Here is an 18,009-nt window from a genome sequence, read left to right as displayed (position 1 = left end):
CAGAGCTTGTGTCACTAGCTCGTTATGAGCTCTGGACTTGAAACTATTTGGATACAATCAGTTTAGTTTAATTTTGAAACACTTGAAGAGGTGAAATCATTTGGGTATACAATGGTATACTCGCTTTTCGTTTATACCTTGAAACAAGGAACTCTTCATGACTCACAAAAAAATCCTGCCGATACCACTTATTCTACTTATTCCAATCGTTTTATTGGTTGTGGTTGTGATCGCAGGTGTTTATCGTTTTAGTTTGTCTGATGACGAGATCATGGCTAAGTTTCCTCAAACAGAAGTAGAAACGAACGTTATTGTGCAAGAGACGCTTGGCATCACTGCACGTAACCCTTGGACGATCCAAGTACCCGAGCAGGGTGCGGTCACTTTTCTTGATGAGTGGGATAAAGAAAACGGCTATTTGATCGGTGACTATGATGCAGGTGCGACAAAAGGTCAGGTACTTGTTCCAACTGCGTCGATTAGTCAGCGTGAGATTGAAGGTGTTTCATGGGTTGTTGCACCGATGATTGTAACGACACAAGGTAGCGGTTCGTTTAACTATGTTGGCTTGTTCAAGTTTGACCCCGTGCCGAGCCGAGTTGTACTTTTAGACAGTATTTTTGTTGGTGACCGCGTGAAATTTACTCAGCTCGAATGGAAAAGTGATACAACTATCACTCTTTCATATTTAGCGCACGGTGACGATCAAGCAATGGCAGACACGCCAAATCAATTCAATTCATCCACATTACAGCGTGTAGGGAATAACTTACATATGCAACAGTGATGAATTTTTTTTGAGTTCTGTAAAAATTCAGTATTTTCTGCGCTAGATCTCGAAATTTCCTAGTGATTTCTTATTCGGGAATGCATAAGCTATGAGCCTTGTTTGAAAGGAGATAGTAATTCCCGTGTCTACAAATGAAATTACAAGACGGTTGCCGAATCTGACAAGTCGTAGAGCGCTGCTGTTATACTCCTTGCCAGTTTTAGTTGCGATTGGTGTTTCTCACTCTCTCAAAGAGTCATCTTTAACCAAAACCATCGCATTGAACCTACCTGAATCTCAGGTCGTTGAAAAAATTCTTGATGCGACAACTGCCGAAGTTGTCACTCCCCCGAACTTCGAATATCAAATCCAAGCAGGTGACAACCTAAGCACTATTTTTAGTCAGCTCGGTTTCGGTTACAGCTCGTTAATGAAAGTAATGGAAACGGATTTGAACTACTTGGCACTTGATACACTTAAGCCGGGCAATACGCTCCGTTTCTGGCGTGATGATGCGACAGGCGAGTTAGCGAAAATGGAACTGCAATTTTCTATTGCAGATAAAGTGGTCTACAAGCTGAATAGTGATGGTAGCTATGACTTTACTGATATTTCCATTCCTGGCGTGTGGAGCCAAGAACCTTTAGTTGGCGTTATTCAAGGCAGTTTTTCTTCTTCTGCGAGTCGTTTAGGTTTAACGTCGGCGGAAGTGAGTCAAGTCGTAAGCTTACTCAAAGAACAACTTAACTTTGGACGTGATCTTCGTGCAGGTGATCGATTTGAAGTTGTTCGCCGCTCACAAAGCATCAATGGTGTACCAACAGGTAAGAACGAAATTGAGGCGATTAAGATTTATAATCGCGGCCGCGAGATCACCGCTTACCTTCATACTGATGGTCAATTCTACAATGCCAAAGGTGAAAGCTTACAGCGCGCATTCCAGCGTTACCCTGTAAGTAGTCGTTGGCGTATCAGTTCTGGCTTCAACCCTAATCGTTTACATCCAGTAACGGGGCGTGTTGCGCCGCACAACGGCACTGACTTTGCTGTACCAACCGGTACACCAGTCGTTTCTACTGGTGATGGTACAGTGATCATGACTCGTAAACACCCCTATGCGGGTAACTACGTGGTTGTTGAGCACGGCAGCAAATACAAAACCCGTTACTTACACCTAAGTAAGATTTTGGTGAAGAAAGGGCAAAAGGTTTCTCGAGGCCAGCGTATCGGTCTTTCTGGTAAAACAGGTCGAGTGACTGGACCACACCTTCACTATGAGTTGATTGAATACGGCCGTCCAGTTAACGCTATGCGAGCAAATATCCCAATGGCGAGTTCTGTTCCTAAGAAAGAGATGGCTACTTTTGTCGCGAACAGAGATGAAATGGATAGACTATTACGCGATAAAGAGAAAGCAGTGCTGTAATAAAGTACTTCGCTTAAAAAACAAAAAGAGACTAAGCATAGCTTGGTCTCTTTTACTTTGTGCATTAACTAGATTTGAATTCTATGACAGCAGTCTGTTCAGTACGTTAGGCACTCCGCACTTCACGTTCATTTATCAGGTGTACGATTTCTTCAACACTGTGTGGACGAGAGTAAAAATAACCTTGGATGTAGTGGCAGCCCATTTCAATTAACTTTTGTAGTGCTCTATCGTCTTCTACGCCTTCGGCAATCAAATCCACATCGAGCAGCTCTGCCAATTGCGCTATCAAAAACACTACTTGTTCAGAGGTTGTATTTGAGAGCATGTTCTGCACAAAGGTAGCATCGATTTTGATGCTATCAATCGGATAATTGTGTATATAGTTCAAGCTTGAGTATCCCGTACCAAAATCATCCAGTGCGACTTTAAAACCCAAGTATCGCAACGAGTTAAGTACCATCTGTTCACGGCCACTTTGTGAGAGTAAGACGGTCTCGGTGAGCTCTATAACAAAGTCTTTTGCTTCGTGCTGATACTTTTCAACCATGTTGGTTAAGTGATTAATATAACGGTTGGAATCAACCAGCTCATACGCTGAGCAATTGATGGAGAGTTTGACTTTATAGCCTAGGTTCGCTTCGAGTTCTTGCTTTGCGATACACGCGAGTTCAATAATCCGTTCACCTAACTCGATAATCAGGCCTGATTGTTCGGCAGCTTCAATGAACTCCGCTGGAGAGATATTTCCATAGATATTGCTATTCCAACGAGTCAAAATTTCAAAGTAATTCCAGCGGTCGCTCGTGATATCGACGATCGGTTGAACCACTACATACAACTCATCGCTGTCTTGTATATCAGTACTTAGCTGGATTCGCATTGCCTCAATAAGCTGCGTCCTACGGTGGTATAACGCACTAAGGTGTGTGTCGTAATGCTGAATCCGTGTATCGCGGTGTTTTTTACAATCTTTGAGAGCGAGACTGGCATTCAAAATCAGCTCATCGCTGTTCAACATATGTACTGGGGCACGCGCAATACCAATACTAACGGTGAAAGAAATCCGGTTAGATTTGTCGCTGTAGCCACTTTCAATTTTGTCGAGTACTTCCTGACACACGGCGACAGGATCTTCGTCGTACGTGATGAAGGCGAATTCATCTCCTGCGACACGGAACGCATTGTTTGGCGACGACAAACTCTGTTGAATGGCGTTAGCTGTGAACTTAATGATTTGGTCGCCGATATAGTTTCCGTTGATATCATTGATCGATTTGAAATTATCGATATCAAGATACGCCAAACTGAATGGGCGAGTCGCCTGCTGCGTTAATGTCTCCAAGGTATCAGCTAAACAGCTACGGTTGAGCAGTCCAGTTAGGTTATCATGCGATACCTCATAGCTAAGCTGATTAAGAAGCTTATCTGAACGTTCACTGACCCACTTTTCACGTAAGCTATGAATAATGACATTGGCATAAAATCGGTGGAAGTCGAGGATATCTTGCGCTTCTTTCGCGTGGATGCTTCGGGTAAAGGTAGACAGTAAAATTCCCAGAACTTCGCCATTTTGTGTCTTCAATGGCAGGCCAATGTAAGCTTGAATGCCATCTTCTTGAAACATCTTATCTTCAGGAAAACGCTTGTATACCTGGTCTTGATAGAAAATATGTTCGCCAATGTCTTTCGCCACTTTTTCACAGGGGGTGCCTGAAAGGTGGTAGCTTAGATTGTCTGTAATTTTTCCATTGCTGGCGAAGGAAATGGTATGAGCCGAATGCTGAAGATGCGCAACTTCTACAACGCAAGTGCAATGGCTCTGCAAGTGTTGATGAATATCTAGCGTGACTCGGTTTAGCTGAGCCGTGCCGTTTAGCTTCAATATCTCATCAATTTTGTGGAAACTGATTTGTACCTGACCCATTGAGCATTTCACCTAGCGTTGTTATTAACATATCGTGTAAGACACGACGAATTATTATTTGATATGCATCAAATAAACTATCGGTTACTAAGGCAGATTTTTCAAATTTTGTGAACGAACAAATCATTATTTTCATGTTTTTATGCTTGAACCTTTTAAAGGTATAGCGATAAAAACGCTAAGCTAGGCGCGCTTCTCCTCTTCTAATCGTGATTTGAGATAATCGAGGAATAGCTTAGTCCGGGTATGCTGATAATCCAGCTTTGGATAGTAGGCATATACAGTGGCTTTATCCGCTGTGATATCGGGCAGGATAGGGACTAACGCGCCGGATTTGAGATCATCTTTGATCATGACGTTGTTCGTCATCAAAATACCCATGCCTCTTTTGGCACCATGAAACAGCGCTTCTGGGTTGGTCGTGGCAAAGTTACCGGACAAGCTGATACGCTTACCTCGATTTGTTTTGATTTCTCGTGAGGGCTTTTCACCCCAAATCAGGACATTATGCTCTGTCAGATCCTCAACGCATTGCGGTGTTCCATATTTTTTTAGGTAACTAGGCGCGGCGTAAAACTGTGCTTTATGTTCGAAAAGCGCTGTGGCTTTGAAGCTTAGAGAGTTCAGTTGCTCTAATTCCCGGCTAATAAACAGGTCTAAGCTTAGCTCTGGCAATTGGCCTGGTAGCGTTGTTGTTAATTGAAGTGTGATGTCTGGATATTTCTCAAGAAAATCATCAAGATAATGAACTAGAAACTTGGATCCAACGGCCAGCGTTGCCCCAATTTTTAATAGCCCTGCTGGTGATTGGTTGACTGAGCGAGTCTCATCTAATACCGATTGCCATGAATCAAGCTGACTTTTTGCTCGTTGATAAAACAGAGCACCAGCTTCAGTTTGGCTAATTGAGCGGGTCGTACGTTTGAGTAGTTGAACGCCAATTTTATCTTCTAGCCATTGAACTCGCTTACTGATAGCTGAGCTGGTGGTATTGAGTTTCCGCGCTGCTGCATTAAAGCTACCTTCTTCGACCACACGAATATAACTCTTCACGCTTTGAATCCAGTCCATTGTATCTCCTTGGGAATTAATTCCTTTCCAACTTAGCTGATTATCATCTTTGAGTATCAAATATACACTGTTTGCCATCAATCTGTCACAAAGTAGGAGGAACGTTTGCGTAAAACACCATTGTTATTAGCGATGATGATCATTGCCACAGGCCAAGTTGGCGTTAGTATTTATCTTCCTTCTTTGCCATTGATTGGTCATGACTTGAATTTGCCGCAACATTCGATTCAGAATCTCGTCACGCTATTTCTCGTTGGCTTCGGTATCTCTCAGCTTTTTTACGGCCCATTGTCTGATGCGATTGGTCGTCGGCCAGTGTTTATTCTGGGGCAAAGTGTATATCTAGTTGGTACGGTTATTTGCATCGCGTTTTCGGACAACATTGTTGCCCTTGAAGCGGGACGGTTACTGCAAGGCCTAGGAGCGGGCAGTGCTTCGGTACTTGGTCGGTCAGTACTGCGTGATAGTTATGACGGTATGCAATTAACCAAAGCGCTATCTTATATTTCAGTCACGGCATCTGTGATGCCAATTATTGCTCCGCTGTTTGGTGGCTGGATCGCTTTTCACCTGAGTTGGCATGCTGTCTTCGTGTTTGTGCTGATTTATTTAATGGCAATTTTTACACTTGGTTTATTGGTGCTGCCAGAAACGCTGCCTTATCCGAAGAGAAAATTTAAAGTAGGCGAAGTAAGCGCGAACTATTTGCGTCTGTTAACGAATACACAAGTGATTGGTAGTGCGAGCTACAACTGGCTTAGTTATTTATCGGCTCTGGTTACGCTCTCCTTGTATCCATTTTTAATGCAACAAGAGTTAGGATTAACGGCGGCAGATTACGGCTCTTTGATGATCATACCATCAGTTGGTTTGCTGACGGGTAGCTTAGTGCTGAATTTGATCAATGCTCGTTACAAAGCTCAGCAAATCTTGCTGATGAGTTTCGCGATTGTTGCTGTTGCTGGCTTCATGTTGTTGGTTACCCCCTTCAGCGTATTTTCATTGCTGACGGCATTCACGTGTTTAAGTTTTGCTCAAGGAATGTCATTCCCGGTATCGATCAGTTTGCTACTTTCACCACATAAGCAACAGGCAGGCGCGGTTTCTGCGCTATCTGGTTCTATTCAAATGTGTTTAGCAGGTTTGTTTGGTGGGTACTTAGTAGACTCATGGGTTACGAATCAGCAGCAGCTTGGGGTGTTTTATTTGTTTATTGCGTTACTTTCTTGCTTTGTTCTTGTACTAAGCCAATTTCGTAAAGTTCCAGAAGGGACGGTTCAAGCAGAAACTTCCATCTGAATATACTTGCAACCAGAAGGTCGGCTTTCTAAAATGCGCAGCTAAATTAAGTCTGGTCTGTTGTGTATGCTGAATGACTTGGTTTGAAAGGAAGAGGGCGAACCTTGATACTTCTCTCAAGCTTGGAATACATTTCTGCCCAATGGCTATCTGATCTCTAATCGTTAGGTGAAAGAATGCAACAAAACGAATTTGAAACACTGGTAAAAGAAATTACTCAGCAAGAAAGCATGCCAAAGGCACTTGAAATCTTGAAGGCGTGTGAGGAAGAAGAAGTTGCACAAGCGGCGCAATCCCTAACGGGTCAGTTTGGCCTTGCAGAAGTTGATGGTGAGAAACGTATTTACCATATTACCACTCAAGAAGATGAGTCCGGAGAAGAGCAAGAATACGTAGAGCACGTCATGAATGAAGGCGATCACTTGATCAAATTTGCTGCGTGGTTCTTTGAAACATTCTTTGAAATCAAACAGAAAGATACGTACGTCGCAGCGGGTAAAACATACCAGCAACCTAAGCGATAGGCGCCCGTTTAGAAAAAGTAATCAGAACCAATCTGAAAGTTAATTACAAAATAAATGTGACCCTGGTCTTGTTTTTATCTAGTTGTGGTGTAAAATTACAACATAGTTAAGTCAATACATTCAGGAGAAGGTCATGGGTAACGAACTTGGTGGTGCTTATATTGGCCAGATGATTGCAAAAGACGCGATGCACAAAGCGCTTTACGGTAAAGCGAAGAAGAAAAAAGCTTCTGTTTTTGCTCGTGTTATTAAAAAACTGGCGAAATAATTTAAAAAGCCCTGATTGAAAAATCAGGGCTTTTTGCTTTTCTCTGTTTTGTTGTTAGTAAGTAGCCAACATATTGCACAACATTGGCAAAACGCTACTCAAAGACTGATGACATTTAAATCTAGAATTACGCGGATTGGCTTGGTATCTCCACAACATTGTTAGGCACTTTATCTAGCCCCTTTGCTGATAACCACTTTTCTAAATCGTCAGCGCCTCCAATATATTTTCCATCTAACCAGATTTGCGGCACTGTTACCGGTGTTTTTTCGCCAATGATGGCTTTTACTTCAGGAATCATACGGTATAAGGCGGCGCTGTCTTTAACTACATCATGGTACTCATACTGAACGCCAGCCTCGTCAAGTAATTGTTTGGCTTTGACACAGTAAGGGCAAGTTGCTTTACCATAAACAATGTTACCTTTTAGCTCATCGCGTTTTACCCACTCAGCAATAACAGACTGTACAAGCACACCCCGATTCAATGCTTCTCCTTGACTGATAACTTTCCCTTCGACAAGAAGAATGGGTGCATGCCAAGCTCCAGCTTTTAATGGTTCCCACCAGTGCGATAACCAATCTTTTACTTCAAGTTCAACGGGCACATCGGCTAGTTCGTTTTCAAAAGTATCCTTTAAAATATCTTTGGTTAATGTACATTCACCACAAGGAATATTGACTTTGAATGGGCCCCAACTACCAGCCCAGCGATACAGTGTAATTTTGATTGGTTGACTCATATGGGTTCCTCATTTCCTTTCCTGAAAATATAGAACTTTTAAATTAGATTTTTCTTTCAACTAACTTTGTCTTTTTCGCTTCCCAATGCGTAATAAACGCAATAGATGCAATAATAATCGCAGCACCTAACCATAAACGACCAGGTGGCACCCAACCAAACACCAACCAACCAGCAACAACATTCAAAGGCAGTTTGGCGTGATCAAATGGTTGCACAAATGAGGCGTCTGCTACTGCATATGCTTTAACGATAGCCCATTGAGCGAGTGCTGTAAGTGCACCTGCGGCTAAAAGCACACCCCATATCGTCCACGTATCTGGCATAGTAAACGTCGGTATCGCTAACAAGATATTAAATGGTGTTATCAGCAGCAATAAATAGACAACCATGGTTGAAGGCGGATCGTTTACCGACATTTTTTTTACCATTAATGAATACGCTGCCCAGAAAAATGCGGCGCCAACAGGGAGCAGGGTCGCCCATGTAAATGAGTCTGCCCAAGGCTCAAGAATGATCATGGCACCAACAAACCCCGTCAATGTCGCTAACGAGCGTGCAGTACCTACTTTCTCTTTGAGTAACAAGCCAGAACCAACTGTGGCAAATAACGGGGAGGTCATGAGAAGTGCAATACCTTGCCAAATTGGAACTGGGTAAGCGAGAGCCCATAACCAAAGTTGAATCCCGATAACAGAGAGAAAAATGCGGAATGCATGCCAGCCAAAGTGTTGGGTTCTTAAAGAACGTCTAATCCCAAGTGTACGTAGGTAGGGCAGAATAACAAATAAGGCGATTGCATATTGGAATAACGCAAATGTGGTGGAGGAGACACCAAAGTTGATGCTAGCAATTTGGGCGAAGCTGTTCACTATGGCGAATGCCAAGCCAGCTGTTAGCATCCAGGACGCACCTTGAACAGGATGATGATTCAATTGAAAAATTCCAGTTTGATAGAGGTGGCGGGATCATACGTCCTATTGTTTTTCGCGCCAATAAAAAAATGCCTCCCAGAGGGAGGCGACATTACCAATTCAAAGGACGTGCCTGTTATAACAGGTACAAAGAACGAGAAGCACAAACGCTGCCATGCATTTGCATAAATAATATTGCAGAACACGTGCCAACTTTTATGTGTTTGATTTTAAATGGTTTTTTGGTTTTTCTATGTTGTCGATTAGATGAAATGCACTAACTTAGTGATCAATCGCATTAAAAGAGGGCAGAAGTAGGCGTCGTTACGCTCGTTTTTCATTGCTGAGCGATGCTTCGATAGTGTGAAAACTTATCGAGTTGTGTTGGGTTAAATAAAAAATGGCCAGCAAAGGTGCTGGCCAAGTGGACTCGCTCTTAGGACAAGAGTGAATTAGAAATCGTAACGTACGCCTAGGCGCAGTGTATCTTCGCCTTCTGTTACTAGACCTGTTGTTGCATCTTTTGCTTCATCAAGTTGGTTGATGTAGTAAGACAGGTAAGTACGGAAGTTGCTGTTTAGTTTGTAGTAACCAACAAGCTCGATACCTTCAACTGTGTCGTACTTTGAACCGTTGTCTGGATCATTCTCTTGAGCTGTGTATAGAGCTGCAAGTGTCACTTTGCTTGCTACTTTGTAGCTTGCGACTAGCTCGTAAGCCGTAAAGTCTTCAGAGTCAGTCAGGGAACCTTGAGAATAAGTACCTGCTAGGTAAAGGTTGTCCATCGAGTAAGCGATACCACCTAGAATTTGATCTTCAGAGTTATCTTTATCTACATCGCCACCAGAGTATGCAAGACCAAAGTCGAGGCCCATTGGTAGTGAGTACATTCCAGAGATGCCGTATTTATCTTCGTTATCGCTAGAGTTTGCTTGGTAGGTTGCTTGAAGTTGTAGTGCATCAAACGCACCACGGTATGCGAAAACGCTGTCTTGCTTATCAGACGACGAATCAATAACTTGCTGAACACCAGAGAATTCTGTGATATCCGTCATGTCAGAGATGATGACTGCAGCCATGTCTTGACGACCTACAGAGAAAGCACCGATATCAGAGTCGACGCCTGCATACATGTAGCGGTTTTTGAATTCACTCTTGCCCGTTTTTTGTTCGGCTTCGTAAACACCGAAAGCAGAAAGGCCGTTGCCGATGTCTGTTTTACCTTTTAGGTTAAGACGAGCACGGCTTTTATCTTCCATGGAACCTTCAATTTCAGCACCGTCTGAACCGATGAAGTCACCACGAAACTCAACGCGGCCGCCAACTTTTAATTCAGTACCGTCGTTTTTGTATACAGTTGCTGCGAATGATGGTGCTGATACCAATGCTGTAAGAATTGCAGTAGTTAGTGCTGCCTTTTTCATTTTCTTATTACCCTAGTTGTAATCGATGGGCTTTCTTGCCCGATGTGTTGATGACGCTAAGGTAAAGGCTGAAAATGAAAGATAGATTTCTGTTAAGTTATGATTTGATTGCACTTTTATTGCTGGAAAGAATAAGTGCCCCTTCTCATACCACTTATAAAAAGAAAGGTTTATCTTTTTTGAGGTTTTTTCCTCTCCGTTGAAGACTGTGTTTTTTTCAAAAAGTTCCTGAATTGTTTCTTGACCCTAAATGTAAGTAAACATTTCAATTTGGCAGGGAAGTTTGGCCTAAAAATAGCGAATCATCAGCTATTTGTGAGCTAACTCTCTCTAAAGCATTTCTTATTGTAAGGTTTTTATTTCTCGATTTCTTGAAGGCTAAGTAAACGATTGCTTTTTAGGTTTTGTCTGAGATCTTTTCACTCGGTTGTCAGGAACTAATCAAATAAAGTGTCGGCAGTTGTTACACAAAGGTAAAACTAATCTGGTGGAAACGATGCCTCGGATAGCCTTTGTATTCCTCTCTTTGTTCATCATTTCGTTTTTACGAAAGTGAACCAAAGCCGGGTCTAAAACTGACTAACCAACTAATAAGTAATGGATTTAGAAATGAATAAAAAATTATTAGCAGCGGCAATCGCGGCAGCAACCTTCGGTACTCAAGCAGTTGCAGTGGAACTATATAATAACGATGGCACAACATTTTCGATGGGCGGCCACGTTTCTGTTAATTTAAATGGATCAGAGCAAGGTGACACGGATGTGGGTACTAACTCTCCTCGTATCAATATCTCTGCGACACAGGATTTGGGTAATGGCTTCACCGCAGACGCACGTGGTGAATGGGCGCTAAACTACTTAGACGGTGGTGAAGAGTCGTTTAAAACTCGTCTAGGTTACTTAGGTATAACGCATGAGGTTTATGGTCGTGCAGTAGGTGGTACGCAATGGTCACCTTACTACGATGTCGCAGGTATTGCAGATATGCCAATCGCGTTTGCCAACGACTTCATCTATGACGATCATGGAAACCTTGGCACTGGCCGTGCGGATAAAATGCTTTCTTACCGTAATGCCATCGAGCTGGGTGAAGCGGGTGTGATCAACTTTGGTCTTGGTTGGCAGGGTGCAAACGATGATTACACGCGCAACGATGCTGGAGTTATAACTGGCGGTGCTAAATACGATGACCGTGTGCAAGCTGCGCTTTCTTACTCAATCATGGGCGCTAAAATCGGTTACTCTTACAATGGCGGCGATTTCCAGCACCCTGCATATGCAGGTAAGCACACGGCGGAATCACACGTTGTATCAGCATCTTACGGTGCGTACGGCCAAGGCCTATTCCTTGCTGCGGTTTATGGTTCAAACGAAAACATGAACTTCAGTGCAAAAGGCGACCGTTTAGAAGAAAGTGATGCGTACGAAGCGATCATCGCATACGCTCTAGCAAACAGCCTAAACTTGAGTGTTAACTATGAGATGGTGGAAGGTAAAGAGTTTAAGAGCTCTAAAACAGAAACTGCTCGTGAAGAAATGGCACTACAAGCAGAATACAACTTCACGCCTAAATTTGTTGGTTACGCGGGTTACCAGTTTGACCTAAATGACGACAATGGTCGTGAAACTGATGACAAATGGGCGTTAGGTGCTCGTTACTACCTATAATAGGATTTAGCGAGAACTATTATTCAGCTCATTGATCTAAAGCCAGCCTCGTGCTGGCTTTTTTGTCTATTTGTTTTACAAATACTTTGCTGTTTCAATTAGATGATACAAAACTCAAAACGGGGTGAATGTCTTATTTTTTACACTAGAGGTTGCTATTTAGTGTCGTTAAGTCAATAGGTTAGATTATGATGGGATTTTTGTTTTGCAGGGAAGAATGATGAGTGTTATTCAAGTTGAAGAAAAGAAAGTAGAAGTGGGTAAAGTGCTTTGTGTTGGACGAAATTACGTTGAACATATTCATGAGCTTAATAATGCAATGCCTGAGCAAATGGTGGTATTTAATAAACCCGCAACTTCCGTATCAACAACTCTGCGTTCATTCCATCAAGAGCCCCTTCATTATGAGGCTGAAATCTGCTTTTTGATCAAGGATGGACGTTATTCAGCGGTTGGTTTGGGATTGGATCTGACCAAGCGTGGTTTGCAATCCTCGCTTAAAAATCAGGGGTTGCCGTGGGAGCGAGCTAAGGCATTTGATGGCTCTGCTGTGTTTAGTCGGTTTGTCTCTTTGGATAACATTGATATCAATGACCTTAACCTTGAGCTCTTAATTAACTGTGTTCGTGTACAAAAAGGTCACGTTAACCAAATGCTCTATCCGCCGCTAACTATCCTGGATGAATTAACCAGTTACACAACACTTCAAGATGGCGATGTAGTGATGACTGGTACACCAAAGGGCGTTGGTGAGGTACATGAAGGTGACATCTTCCTTGGTCGATTAAAGTGTGGCGATGTCACCTTGTTGGAGATTGAGTGGTTGGCGGATTAAAGCCAAATTCGCAGAATGAGAAATACCACCATACTGATAACCGTCGTTAAAAGAACATTTTTAGTAAAATAAGCGATTAAAGAAGCCAGTACGGCAGCCAGTAAAAATGGGTTTTGCACATTGACGCTGAGCTCCCCATCGGGAATGAAAACGATAGGTGCCCAGATCGCAGTCAGTACTGCGGGGCTAGCGTAATTGAGTACTTTTTGAGTGCGCGTCCCTAATCGCAATGGCAGCTTGGGTTCTAAAAACAAGTAGCGGCTGGTGAAAACAAGTACCGTCATCAGTAAAATAGCCAACATGATCATTAGCGTTTCTCCTTTACTTGTTCCACAAAGTAACCAGTAAGCATGGCTAAAATGCTCGAAATCATCAAACTTCCCTCAATTTGATAATAGGTTAGGGCAACCGAGCTCACCAAAGCTACAAGAACACTCGCGAGCACCGCTGCATTTTTAATAGTCGGAACTACAATTGCGATAAAAGTTGCGGCCACAGCAAATTCCAAACCCATTTCGTTCAGTTCAGGGATTAGACTTCCCGCAATAATGCCCGTCAATGTCGCGACATTCCAAAACAGGTAAAAACTCAGACCAGCCCCAAGTGCATACCAGCGATTAAATTGTTTATCGGAATGGTGGCCTACAATCGCAAACAGCTCGTCAGTAAGTAAGAAGCCGAGTGATAATCGCCATTTTAGAGGGAGCGGTGAAATTTTACTGCGCATCGATACACTGTAGAGGAAGTGTCGAGAGGTGATAAAAAACGTTGTCAGTAACATGGTCACTAGACCTGCTCCCGTTTTAATCATTCCCATCGCGACGAGCTGTGCAGAACCTGCGAACAAAATGGCGGATAGTGCTTGTCCTTCCAAAGGGTGAAGCCCAGTATCAATTGCGAATGAGCCTGCGAGTAAGCCCCAAGGGAGCACTGCGATACTCAGAGGCATCATCGCAAGTGTACCTTGCCAAAATAGCGTGGCTTTTGATTCTTTTTGTAACGGCAAAGTGTGGTCCATAGTTTCTTCTTATTTATTCCTAAATCAGATTACCAAGATAGCTCGGTAGTCGCATAACGCCTTGTACAATATTGCTGCTTTAGCTGTGACGGACGTATTGGCCGGGAGTGACGCCCATGGCTTTTTTAAAGTGTCGATGCAGATGGCTCTGATCATGGAAGCCACATTCTTGTGCCACGTCTGAAATTTTTTGTCCCATTTTTAATAGCTTCTTCGCCATACGTAAACGTTGCTGAATTTGATAGGCATGAGGCGGAAAGCCAAATTGCTTTTGAAACTCTCTCAGCAGATGAAAAGGGCTTAATCCAGACAGTTTCGCGAGTTCTTCTAGTGAGACGTCCGTTTGTGGAAAGTCTTCCAAAAATTCTCTGACTAGCTGCACTTGTCGTTGAGCTCTGGTTGATTCTTTCAGTGGTGCCCGATGAGTGCTGTGTTTACTGGCTAGCTTGATCAACGTGCCGTAAACCAAAGTTTCTCTCAATAAACGGTTGTCTGATTTTTCTAGTGTTTCAAATACCAATCGTAACTGACTAGCCAGCTCAGGATCGTAAACCACAGGTTGAGGGAAATAGGGCAGAGCTACATTTGGTGAACCAAGCTCTTGTCCTAAAGTTTGAAACTGCTGAGGTACGGGGTACATTGCTTTGTATTCCCAGCCGCCTTCCGAGGCTGAATGCCCGTTGTGTACTTCATCTGCATTAACAAGGATGATGCTGTCCTGTGGCGCGATATGATTCCCGCCCGTCCTAAAAAATTGTTGTGCCCCTTTTTCGATGACACCAATAGTGTAACCTTCGTGGCTATGGCGTGAAAAATTCTGCTTCTCATACTTTGCATCGAGAAGCTCTAAACCTCCGAGCTCTTGAGCTATCTTGAAGGTAGCGATTTCCTTATTCTTTTCTTTCATCTTTATCCGGTCTGCTCAAGAAAATCATTTTAGAAGTGTAACGGATCCATCGTGCTTATTTTTGTACAAAATTGCTATTCGATTTTGATAAACAGGCGAATTGATTGCTATTTCTCATATGGGCAAACTATGATTTTTATTTTTTGAGTTATCTTGGCTATTTTGGGCTGGATGATGTCATTTTGTTGGTATAACATTCGCCGCCTTGTTGTAGAAAAGCGGTTCCATCATGATTGATTTATCTGTACTTCCTGTTTATCTCACCGCAGTAGTGGCTTTGTTGCTGTTACCAGGGCCCGATATGTTGCTGATAGCGAGCTCTAGTATGAGTTACGGTAAGAAGGTCGGTCTTTTTGCTAGCTTAGGCAATGCGACGTCTGGTGTTATTCTTACTTTGCTTGCTGCGATGGGCGTATCTACCCTGATTGCCATGAGCCCAATAGCCCTTAAAGTCCTTCATCTACTAGGTGGCGCTTACTTGTTAAAAATGGGTTGGGACTGCTTACGAGCTGAGGCATCTTCGGCTCCAGAGCTTGATGGTCAAAACAAAATGGCATCAACTTATTATCAACGTGCTTTGATGAGTAATTTGCTCAACCCTAAAGCCTTAGTCTTTTTTGTGATGTTTTTGCCGCAGTTTGTCTCAAGCAATATCACGGCATCTTCTGGTGAGCAGATGCTAGCGCTAGGGTTATTGTTGAACGTTCTTGGCTTGTCATTCAATTTATTACTTGTTGGGTTAGCAGGCACATTGGGCAAAGGGCTGCTCGAGAACGAAAAATTCCGCACGTATCAACATAAACTAATGGGGTTAGTGTTTGTTATTCTGGCGTTGTGGATGCTGAGTAGTTTCGCCTTGTAAAGTTATCATATTCCATCAGAAAGCCAGCAATTGCTGGCTTTTTGTTTTAGGATATTGGTGTTTCCTAAGGAGAGGGTATATGAAGCTTGAATTTTGTTTAAATCCAGATCAAACAGACCTTGATTTTGTTCGTGAAGGTATTCGATCTTATAACCGACTGCATTTACCTGAAGGGGAAGTGCATGCTGTAGGCTGTTTCGCAAAAGATGAGAATGGCAAGATCATGGGTGGCTTGACTGGCGAAATGTTTAAAAATACGGTATTTGTTGAGTTTTTGTGGGTAGACGCTGAAAGTCGAACCTCTGGTCTCGGTAGCCAATTAATGTCGATGCTAGAACAAAAAGTAAAGCCTCATGGGGTTACCCATGTTTATTTGGATACCTACAGCTTTCAAGCTCTTGAGTTCTATCTCAAATTGGGTTTTGAGAAAGTGGGGCAGTACTCAGGCTATCCTGCAGAGGGCATCCACAAGTACTTTCTACAAAAGGAAATTGTAGGCTAGGGAAAGCACGGGTTAGCTTGACTTGTTCTAGTGAAAATCAAAAAAGAGGCGCGAATTTGCGCCTCTTGTTGTATCAAATATCTATGTTTCTCTTTGACTTACAAACTTTGCTGGTGCGCGTCGATAAGTTCGTTCATCTTCGCTTCTGCTGCTTGCTGTGCTTGTTCATAGCTCATATCCGCAGGGAAGAGGTTGATGACTTCGTAGTAACATTTTAGTTTTGGCTCAGTACCAGAAGGACGAACAATCACGCGAGATTGATCTTCTAGGTGATAAATCAATACGTCACTTGCTGGTAAGTCAATGGATTCTTCAGAGCCGTCGTCAAACATGCGAACCGATGTTTTAAGATCTTCGGTTACTGCAACTTTTTTACCAGCAATCTCTGTTGGTGGATTGGCTCGGAGTTTGTCGCCGATTGGTGGAGAGTTCGGGTCGAGAGCGATGCTGCGTTGTGCGTTGAAGTAGAAACCGTGCTCGCGGTACAGCTCTTCCAGTTTATCCCACAGTGTTTTGCCTTGCGCTTTAAGCTTGCCTGTTAGCTGTGAAAACGCGACGATTGCAGATAAACCATCTTTATCCCACACCTTGTTACCCACGGTATAACCGAGCGCTTCCTCATAAGCAAACAAGAATGGGTTGGTTTCTGTCTCTTGTTCCATGGCAACGTTAGTAAGCCATTTAAAGCCAGTTAATGTTTGATAGTATTGTGCGCCATGCGCCTTAGCGATGCTGCTCAGCATTCTTGAGGATACGATGGTGTTGCCAACCAAAGCGTTAGGTTGCTGTTCCAGCAAGTAATCGCCAAACAGTGAGCCCACCTGATCACCTGTTAGCATTTGATACTCGCCATCTGGGCGTTTAACTGCCACGGCAAAACGGTCCGCATCTGGGTCGTTCGCGCAAGCGATATCGGCATCTACGGACTTACCTAATGCCATCACCATATCCATGGCACCGGCTTCTTCAGGGTTTGGGAAGTTGACGGTTGGGAAGCTTCCATCAGGTTCGCGTTGTTCCTTAACACTTGCCACTTTTTGGAAGCCTGCGTCGGCAAGTAGCGTTTCCGCCATATTCGCGCCAACGCCATGCATTGCGGTGTAAGCAATAGATATATCGGTATTGTTGTCAGGAGCAAGCAGCGCGTTTTCATTCATTGTCTTACGGTAAGTTTGGTAGTAGTCGTCTTCCAACCAAACTAACAAACCGTGCTGTTTTGCATCATCGAGAGACATTAAAGGTAATGGCTTCGTTGTTGCGTCATCAATTTTCGCTGCGATTCCAGAGTCGTGTGGAGGAATAATCTGTGCGCCATTTTCCCAATATACTTTGAAGCCATTGTATTCTGGTGGATTGTGGCTGGCAGTAACAACAACAGCGGCCGCAGCATTCAATGTACGGACACCAAACGCAACAATTGGGGTTGCTGCAACGTCATACGTTAGGTAAACCTTGATACCAAGGGCCGTCAGTACGGATGCGGTATCATGCGCGAATTGTTTTGAATCGGGACGACCGTCGTAGCCAATAACGACACCACGACTCGCGGCACCTTTGACTTGCTCAAGCAAATAGTTCCCTAAACCAGTGGCGGTCTCTTGAATCACCAAGCGGTTCATTCGGTTTGGACCTGCGCCCACTTTGCCACGTAAGCCTGCAGTACCAAAGGCAAGGCGTGAGCCAAAGCGATCAGTAAGCTCTTGTTCATTGTTCGTATCGACGAGGTGTTGTAGCTCTTCACGAGTCTTAGGATCAGGGTCTCGTTTTAGCCATTGCGTAATTAGTGCTGTCATATCAATCATTCCTTAGTAGGGGGAGCCTACTTTCTTGGACACTTCGTTTGGTAAGTATCTC

At 43.4% G+C, this 18,009-nt stretch carries 18 protein-coding genes; 9 read left to right on the top strand and 9 right to left on the bottom strand.

From position 1 onward, the window contains the following. Nucleotides 1-157: 157 nt before the first annotated feature. Together R8269_RS05130 and R8269_RS05125 are read left to right on the top strand one after the other, a co-directional pair. Entirely contained in the window at nt 158-787 is a 630-nt protein-coding gene (locus tag R8269_RS05130) for a hypothetical protein (protein ID WP_017635850.1), read from the top strand. A 124-nt stretch (nt 788-911) separates the two neighbouring features. Then, nucleotides 912-2,195, top strand: coding sequence for a peptidoglycan DD-metalloendopeptidase family protein (locus R8269_RS05125; RefSeq protein ID WP_025768471.1), 1,284 nt, complete (start codon nt 912-914; stop codon nt 2,193-2,195). Nucleotides 2,196-2,301: 106 nt separating this feature from the next. Here R8269_RS05125 and R8269_RS05120 read toward each other — a convergent pair whose 3' ends face one another. Both R8269_RS05120 and R8269_RS05115 read right to left on the bottom strand, forming a co-directional pair. Next, on the bottom strand, nt 2,302-4,122 hold the full coding sequence (locus tag R8269_RS05120; protein ID WP_042521508.1) for a putative bifunctional diguanylate cyclase/phosphodiesterase: 1,821 nt from the start codon (nt 4,120-4,122) through the stop codon (nt 2,302-2,304). Nucleotides 4,123-4,305: 183 nt separating this feature from the next. Beyond that, nucleotides 4,306-5,193 (bottom strand): LysR family transcriptional regulator, encoded by an 888-nt coding sequence (locus R8269_RS05115; RefSeq protein ID WP_017635852.1) that lies wholly within the window; start codon nt 5,191-5,193, stop codon nt 4,306-4,308. Between the two features lie 105 nt (nt 5,194-5,298). Here R8269_RS05115 and R8269_RS05110 point away from each other — a divergent pair, with 105 nt between their 5' ends. The 3 genes from R8269_RS05110 (at nt 5,299) to R8269_RS05100 (ending at nt 7,284) form a co-directional block, all read left to right on the top strand. Then, a complete protein-coding gene (locus R8269_RS05110) occupies nt 5,299-6,492 on the top strand; it encodes a multidrug effflux MFS transporter (protein ID WP_017821607.1) in 1,194 nt (397 codons plus the stop codon). Nucleotides 6,493-6,668: 176 nt separating this feature from the next. After that, nucleotides 6,669-7,016, top strand: coding sequence for a hypothetical protein (locus tag R8269_RS05105; protein WP_005375501.1), 348 nt, complete (start codon nt 6,669-6,671; stop codon nt 7,014-7,016). 133 nt (nt 7,017-7,149) lie between these two features. Next, nucleotides 7,150-7,284, top strand: coding sequence for a hypothetical protein (locus tag R8269_RS05100; protein ID WP_017635854.1), 135 nt, complete (start codon nt 7,150-7,152; stop codon nt 7,282-7,284). 127 nt (nt 7,285-7,411) lie between these two features. Here R8269_RS05100 and R8269_RS05095 read toward each other — a convergent pair whose 3' ends face one another. The 3 genes from R8269_RS05095 to R8269_RS05085 form a co-directional block, all read right to left on the bottom strand. Next, nucleotides 7,412-8,026 (bottom strand): glutaredoxin domain-containing protein, encoded by a 615-nt coding sequence (locus tag R8269_RS05095; RefSeq protein WP_005385185.1) that lies wholly within the window; start codon nt 8,024-8,026, stop codon nt 7,412-7,414. A gap of 43 nt (nt 8,027-8,069) precedes the next feature. Beyond that, complete coding sequence (locus R8269_RS05090) at nt 8,070-8,927, bottom strand: DMT family transporter (RefSeq protein ID WP_042521505.1); 858 nt, start codon at nt 8,925-8,927, stop codon at nt 8,070-8,072. Nucleotides 8,928-9,391: 464 nt separating this feature from the next. Then, nucleotides 9,392-10,363, bottom strand: coding sequence for a porin (locus R8269_RS05085; RefSeq protein ID WP_136976480.1), 972 nt, complete (start codon nt 10,361-10,363; stop codon nt 9,392-9,394). Nucleotides 10,364-10,972: 609 nt separating this feature from the next. Between R8269_RS05085 and R8269_RS05080 the strand changes: the two genes are divergently transcribed. Continuing rightward, nucleotides 10,973-12,031: a porin gene (locus R8269_RS05080; RefSeq protein WP_042521502.1), complete on the top strand. Its 1,059-nt coding sequence runs from the start codon at nt 10,973-10,975 to the stop codon at nt 12,029-12,031. Between the two features lie 220 nt (nt 12,032-12,251). Beyond that, nucleotides 12,252-12,866, top strand: a complete 615-nt coding sequence (locus tag R8269_RS05075; RefSeq protein WP_017635857.1) for a fumarylacetoacetate hydrolase family protein — start codon at nt 12,252-12,254, stop codon at nt 12,864-12,866. Here R8269_RS05075 and R8269_RS05070 read toward each other — a convergent pair. The 3 genes from R8269_RS05070 to R8269_RS05060 all read right to left on the bottom strand — a co-directional run bounded on the left by R8269_RS05070 (nt 12,863) and on the right by R8269_RS05060 (nt 14,791). After that, nucleotides 12,863-13,174: an AzlD domain-containing protein gene (locus R8269_RS05070; protein WP_042521501.1), complete on the bottom strand. Its 312-nt coding sequence runs from the start codon at nt 13,172-13,174 to the stop codon at nt 12,863-12,865. The two genes, R8269_RS05075 and R8269_RS05070, sit on opposite strands and share 4 nt — an antisense overlap. Then, complete coding sequence (locus tag R8269_RS05065; RefSeq protein ID WP_042521500.1) at nt 13,174-13,884, bottom strand: AzlC family ABC transporter permease; 711 nt, start codon at nt 13,882-13,884, stop codon at nt 13,174-13,176. Before R8269_RS05065 ends, R8269_RS05070 begins: the two co-directional genes overlap by 1 nt. A 79-nt stretch (nt 13,885-13,963) precedes the next feature. Beyond that, nucleotides 13,964-14,791, bottom strand: a complete 828-nt coding sequence (locus R8269_RS05060) for an AraC family transcriptional regulator (RefSeq protein WP_005385198.1) — start codon at nt 14,789-14,791, stop codon at nt 13,964-13,966. 229 nt (nt 14,792-15,020) lie between these two features. Between R8269_RS05060 and R8269_RS05055 the strand changes: the two genes are divergently transcribed. Both R8269_RS05055 and R8269_RS05050 read left to right on the top strand, forming a co-directional pair. Further along, a complete protein-coding gene (locus R8269_RS05055) occupies nt 15,021-15,653 on the top strand; it encodes a LysE family translocator (protein ID WP_005375522.1) in 633 nt (210 codons plus the stop codon). A 79-nt stretch (nt 15,654-15,732) separates the two neighbouring features. Further along, complete coding sequence (locus R8269_RS05050) at nt 15,733-16,155, top strand: GNAT family N-acetyltransferase (protein WP_005375519.1); 423 nt, start codon at nt 15,733-15,735, stop codon at nt 16,153-16,155. 98 nt (nt 16,156-16,253) lie between these two features. On the opposite strand, the gene R8269_RS05045 is transcribed toward R8269_RS05050, so the two are convergent. Beyond that, complete coding sequence (locus tag R8269_RS05045) at nt 16,254-17,948, bottom strand: phospho-sugar mutase (RefSeq protein ID WP_213904535.1); 1,695 nt, start codon at nt 17,946-17,948, stop codon at nt 16,254-16,256. Between the last annotated feature and the right edge of the window lie 61 nt (nt 17,949-18,009).

This window comes from Vibrio sp. Vb0667 (genome assembly GCF_033391095.1).
Note: the sequence above shows the minus strand (reverse complement) of the source record. Positions and strands in the feature narration are given on the sequence as shown.

Coding starts and splice junctions, on each gene's coding strand:
- R8269_RS05130 (WP_017635850.1), top strand. CDS start 158: ATGACTCACAAAAAAATCCTGCCGATACCACTTATTCTACTTATTCCA.
- R8269_RS05120 (WP_042521508.1), bottom strand. CDS start 4,122: ATGGGTCAGGTACAAATCAGTTTCCACAAAATTGATGAGATATTGAAG.
- R8269_RS05115 (WP_017635852.1), bottom strand. CDS start 5,193: ATGGACTGGATTCAAAGCGTGAAGAGTTATATTCGTGTGGTCGAAGAA.
- R8269_RS05105 (WP_005375501.1), top strand. CDS start 6,669: ATGCAACAAAACGAATTTGAAACACTGGTAAAAGAAATTACTCAGCAA.
- R8269_RS05100 (WP_017635854.1), top strand. CDS start 7,150: ATGGGTAACGAACTTGGTGGTGCTTATATTGGCCAGATGATTGCAAAA.
- R8269_RS05095 (WP_005385185.1), bottom strand. CDS start 8,026: ATGAGTCAACCAATCAAAATTACACTGTATCGCTGGGCTGGTAGTTGG.
- R8269_RS05090 (WP_042521505.1), bottom strand. CDS start 8,927: ATGCTAACAGCTGGCTTGGCATTCGCCATAGTGAACAGCTTCGCCCAA.
- R8269_RS05085 (WP_136976480.1), bottom strand. CDS start 10,363: ATGAAAAAGGCAGCACTAACTACTGCAATTCTTACAGCATTGGTATCA.
- R8269_RS05080 (WP_042521502.1), top strand. CDS start 10,973: ATGAATAAAAAATTATTAGCAGCGGCAATCGCGGCAGCAACCTTCGGT.
- R8269_RS05075 (WP_017635857.1), top strand. CDS start 12,252: ATGAGTGTTATTCAAGTTGAAGAAAAGAAAGTAGAAGTGGGTAAAGTG.
- R8269_RS05070 (WP_042521501.1), bottom strand. CDS start 13,174: ATGATCATGTTGGCTATTTTACTGATGACGGTACTTGTTTTCACCAGC.
- R8269_RS05065 (WP_042521500.1), bottom strand. CDS start 13,884: ATGGACCACACTTTGCCGTTACAAAAAGAATCAAAAGCCACGCTATTT.
- R8269_RS05060 (WP_005385198.1), bottom strand. CDS start 14,791: ATGAAAGAAAAGAATAAGGAAATCGCTACCTTCAAGATAGCTCAAGAG.
- R8269_RS05055 (WP_005375522.1), top strand. CDS start 15,021: ATGATTGATTTATCTGTACTTCCTGTTTATCTCACCGCAGTAGTGGCT.
- R8269_RS05050 (WP_005375519.1), top strand. CDS start 15,733: ATGAAGCTTGAATTTTGTTTAAATCCAGATCAAACAGACCTTGATTTT.
- R8269_RS05045 (WP_213904535.1), bottom strand. CDS start 17,948: ATGACAGCACTAATTACGCAATGGCTAAAACGAGACCCTGATCCTAAG.